This window comes from Cohnella sp. GbtcB17 (genome assembly GCF_019091135.1).
Classification (GTDB): domain Bacteria; phylum Bacillota; class Bacilli; order Paenibacillales; family Paenibacillaceae; genus Cohnella.
Map to the genome: position 1 here is coordinate 1 of NZ_JAGXJW010000307.1, position 260 is coordinate 260.

Here is a 260-nt window from a genome sequence, read left to right on the forward strand (position 1 = left end):
CCCGTCACGCGGTGGCACACCAAAACGACGCGTTCTTCCGCGATCCGGCGCTCGAACACGAGCGGCGATATCTTGAGCTCGCTGTCCTGAATAATCACCTGTACGCTTCGTCCGACTGCCGGCGCCGATACAACGGCGCTGAAGCCTGTAATGGTCCCCCGCTCCTGCAAGCGCGCGAGACGCTCCGAGCCGCTGGGGCGGCTGGGCGACTGCCGCGTGGACTGCTCGCTGACTGGCATCCGGCCGTCCTCCTGCCGCTG

The 260-nt window shown here is 66.9% G+C and carries 1 pseudogene; it reads right to left on the reverse strand.

The window, feature by feature from the left end:
- Positions 1-239, reverse strand: a pseudogene (locus KVT38_RS33830) (Lrp/AsnC family transcriptional regulator); the annotation flags it as partial.
- Positions 240-260 lie beyond the last annotated feature (21 nt).